We start from the raw sequence: 3,794 nt of genomic DNA, 5'->3' as shown, positions 1-3,794 counted from the left end.
CCGAGAGCCAGCCTCCGGTGCGGCGCTTCCTCGTTCTTCATGAACTCCGTCCAGTTGTTATGGCCAAAGGCCACTTCCAGGCCGATGTCAAAGTAAAGCCTGGTTCTTTCCTTGAAGTTCCTGGTGCCGCCGGGAGCCAGAGCGCATTTGAGCAGGAGTCCCTTCATGCCGCTTGGGGCGAGTTCAGGCGGGGTTTTAACCACATTGTCCAGATTCGGGGTCAGATTGCCGTAGCACCAGAAGGAGATAAACGCAGCCAGCCCCTCGGGAGTTTCCTGGCAGGCGTTTCCGGCATTGAGGCAGTCTGCGGCGTTTTGTTCGGTAGGAGCGGTGACGCAGGCATAAATGGCGTCCATGGCGTTTTCCGTCTGTTCCCGTAGTTCGGCCGGACTTTTCTTAGGCAAAGCCTCCTTGATGCGGGAGATGGTGCCCTGACGAATCTTTTCGATTTTGGCTTCCAGCTCCTCCTTCATTTTGTAAATAGGAGCCTGAGCTTCGCTTTCCTCCTTCTTGGCGCTGATTTTTTCAGCCTGATCCATGGCATAGGCCATAAATTCATCCGGATCCATGCCGACAACCTTTTTGAATTCCCCGAACAGCCGTTTTCGAAGCGCCTGATGCTGCTCCCATAAACCGGGGGGCAGAGTTTGAATCAGCTTTTCGGTATCCATTTTGAGTTTGCCGATGGTATGCTGCAGGCGGATATACTCCGGATCTGAGGTGTAATCCTCAGGCGGTTCTTCCGGCATTTTGGCCCAATCGGGGATCTCGGGCTTTTTCCGGACTCCGATGTCTGAAATATCCCGGGGCTGGTGGGGAGCCTGCAAAAGCTCCTTTTGGAGGGAGAGCACGCAGCAGTAGGCCCACCAGGCCAGAGCCCTCTTATGGATGTCATAGGCCAGAAACTCCGAGGCCTCAGGGTAGCTGCCGTTCTGGGCCAGCGCCTTAATGTAATCCTCCGCCAGAGGGTTTTGCTTTGCGAGTTCCCGCTGTTCAAAGGGGATTTTGTAGCGGGAGGCATCAGCAGTTTCCTGTACTGTCTTATGCTTCAGCAGTACAAAGTGCTTATTGAGCCAGTCAAGTTTGTCAGGCATTGTGGATTCCCCGTAAACGATATCAGTAACACAGAATATCCGGCCGGAGTTACGGCGCTTTTGCTGCGGAATTCGGGGCCGGAAACGCGAATCATTAAGAGCTCGGGCTTTATGGGATAATAGCTGAACACTGCGGCCCGATCCAACTAAATAGTACACGATGGCTGGTTCGGTCATCAGTTATATGCCGGAGATCACGCATCCCGGGCAGAAATCCCGGATTTTGACGCTGGCGCAATACCCCGGATTCCCGGTATCATTGCTGTCCCGGCCAAAAATGCCCCGTGAGGGAAGTGAGGGAAGAAAGCTGCCGGAGACCGGGAACTGAGTTATAACGCTGCAAGCTCCCTGAAAAAGCTTGGCAGGCTCTTTTCAGAGTCCCGGGGCCAGTTGTTTCGGAGCCCCCTCCAGCGCCGGCTGCTCCCGCCATTCCCATTTAAGCCAGGAATCAGCGCCGAGGATGCTTTCAGCGGCGTGTTTGAGGGCGGTCAGAGTCATTTTTCCTTTAGCCATGTGCCTGAGGCTCATGTCCTGCATTTTCGCAACGGAAAACTCTTCATGGGACTCCGCCGCCTTGAGACAGCCAAAGGCAAACATATGGCAGTTGTTTGCTGTCAGAATGTAATCGCCAAGATCCTGATTAAGCATGCTTTTGGCAATTCTGGCTACCTCCGGGTTTCCCACCGGAACGCCGTTACGGGCAGAGACGAATATGACTTCCCTTTTACCGCGGCCGTTTTGGATAAATTCCTCGGGGGTTACCAGTCTGATCATACTGTGATGGGTTACTGCATCTTTCTGAAGCTCCACAATGCATCTCTCGCCCCCGCCGACATAAATTCCGGAATGCTCGACATAGCCATAACCAAGATCCCGGTAAATTACAGTCCCCGGTTCCGGCTCCCCCGGGATCGTGCCGGCATTCCGCACCCTTGAGGCAGTGGTCAGCGGAGGCTTGGCAAGGGCACAGACTCCTAATATGATAAGAATAGTCCATAGCTTCTTATTGCTAGATTTTTCATCCATAATTTCTTCTCCTGCGGTTCAGGCCGGCCTGGGCATTTGCCTCGCTAAATACTGAAGAATTCGGGCATGGAGCACTCCAAAACGGGGTGCGGCAGACCTCGTAATCATCATATCCTAATGAGGCTCCCAAAATGCGCGGGAGGGGCGCAAAAATTCCGATCTGTGCGTTACCGCGCATCATTCATAAGCTGCCCCGCTTCTTTGCTTTCTGTTCTGTACCTGTCTCCTCCGCTGCCGCCCGGTTATACCCGCCGCGGGATCCGGTTTCGGATCGGAGATGAGAGGCGGCTTAAAATCTGATGACCATGCGTTCATATTGGGGGGCATGCTGATCTTCGAAAAAACAAAAAAGGATCTCGTGCTGAGATCCTCTGTGAGTATCAGGAACAGAAAAGATGTTCCCCGAATTCCGGCTATTCCCGGATCTTCAGGGATGACAGGGTTTTTCCGAAAATGTCCGTCAGCGTGACTGTTCCGGCCTCCTCGTCAATGATACCCATGGTATGCTCCGGCCGAGGGCCTTTGGGGAAGGTCAGGGATCCCGGATTGAAAATAATGATGCCGGCGCTGTTTCTTTCCAGCACTGCCGCATGAGTGTGTCCGCTCATGAAAATGTCATTTTTGCGGAGGCCCATCTGTTCAGCATGAGCGGGCTTCCAGATATGACCGTGACTCATTGCGGCCTTCTGTCCGGCGATGATCAGCGTATTAACCGGGGAGGTCAGGGGAAACTCCAGAAGCTTCTGATCCACCTCGCTGTCGCAGTTTCCCTTCACGGCGATGATCTGATGCCGGAGCGGGTTAAGGAGATCGGGGATTTCCATGGGATTGTATTCCCGGGAGAGACCGTTCCTGGGGCCGTGATTGATAAGGTCGCCCAGGAGAAGATAAAAGGAGATGCCGGAGCTTTGCAGGGTATTCAGGGCAATCTTCAGGTATGAGCTGTCGCCGTGGATATCCGATATTACTGCGTATTTCATGATGGTTCTCCTGTTTTTCCGGAAAGCATCCTCATATTGTAGGACTCCGGCCCCGGCAAATCCAGTATGTCATGCTGTAACGCCTATCTTTATATCGCATGCGGTCATGCGGTTCGGGCAAACGGGAAAGCGGCTGCTGCCCCGGTCTCGAGAGGCTGCCATACGCCTCAGTTTTTGCAGCGCGGGGCAGTTTCACATAGGGTAAAGGGGCGGAGCCCCTTTAGTTTAACCGGGAAGCGCCGGAGGCGTCTTCCTTCTTAGTTATTACTCCTTGGAACTTTAACTTTTGCTTTTGCCGGTATTGATTGCATGGGTTTGCTTTGCCATCCTGAGGCCTGCCGCGATCCGGCGGGGCGGAGGAAAGATAACGAGAGAAAGGAAAAGCGGGAGGAATGAAAAGCGGAAGGAAAACAGCGGGGAATCCCGCTGATCAATCGGAAAAAATCGGCCGGAATACACTCAAAATGCATGCAAAACTCTTTTTGGATCTCCGGCAGCTCATTATTTTGAAGGGGGACACCATACAAGTTCCCTGATTTCCGGAGTTTTTGTATAAAAAATAGCCAAAATGATTAAAAAATAACCAAAAATCATAATATCTTGCACATCAAACATAATAATTGTTTACGTTCCCGAATAATCGCTGTTAGAATAGCGCCGTTCCCGCAAAGGCGAACACATTATTCGAAAGCCA

General features: G+C 52.6%; 3 protein-coding genes. All 3 read right to left on the bottom strand.

What is annotated here, in order from left to right; translation table 11 throughout:
- A partial coding sequence (locus ACJROR_RS14745; protein ID WP_406547758.1) for a DUF6931 family protein occupies window positions 1-1,094 on the bottom strand: 1,094 nt, incomplete at its 3' end.
- A gap of 372 nt (window positions 1,095-1,466) precedes the next feature.
- Window positions 1,467-2,120: a hypothetical protein gene (locus tag ACJROR_RS14740; RefSeq protein ID WP_406547757.1), complete on the bottom strand. Its 654-nt coding sequence runs from the start codon at window positions 2,118-2,120 to the stop codon at window positions 1,467-1,469.
- Between the two features lie 413 nt (window positions 2,121-2,533).
- Window positions 2,534-3,100 (bottom strand): phosphodiesterase, encoded by a 567-nt coding sequence (yfcE, locus tag ACJROR_RS14735; RefSeq protein WP_406547756.1) that lies wholly within the window; start codon window positions 3,098-3,100, stop codon window positions 2,534-2,536.
- Window positions 3,101-3,794: the final 694 nt, after the last annotated feature.

Source organism: Succinimonas sp., assembly GCF_045225735.1.
GTDB lineage: Bacteria > Pseudomonadota > Gammaproteobacteria > Enterobacterales > Succinivibrionaceae > Succinimonas.
This window is presented reverse-complemented; position numbering and strand designations above follow the sequence as displayed.

Bases quoted from the DNA above. Each gene is read 5' to 3' on its own strand.
- ACJROR_RS14740 (WP_406547757.1), bottom strand. From the start codon at position 2,120: ATGGATGAAAAATCTAGCAATAAGAAGCTATGGACTATTCTTATCATA.
- yfcE (WP_406547756.1), bottom strand. From the start codon at position 3,100: ATGAAATACGCAGTAATATCGGATATCCACGGCGACAGCTCATACCTG.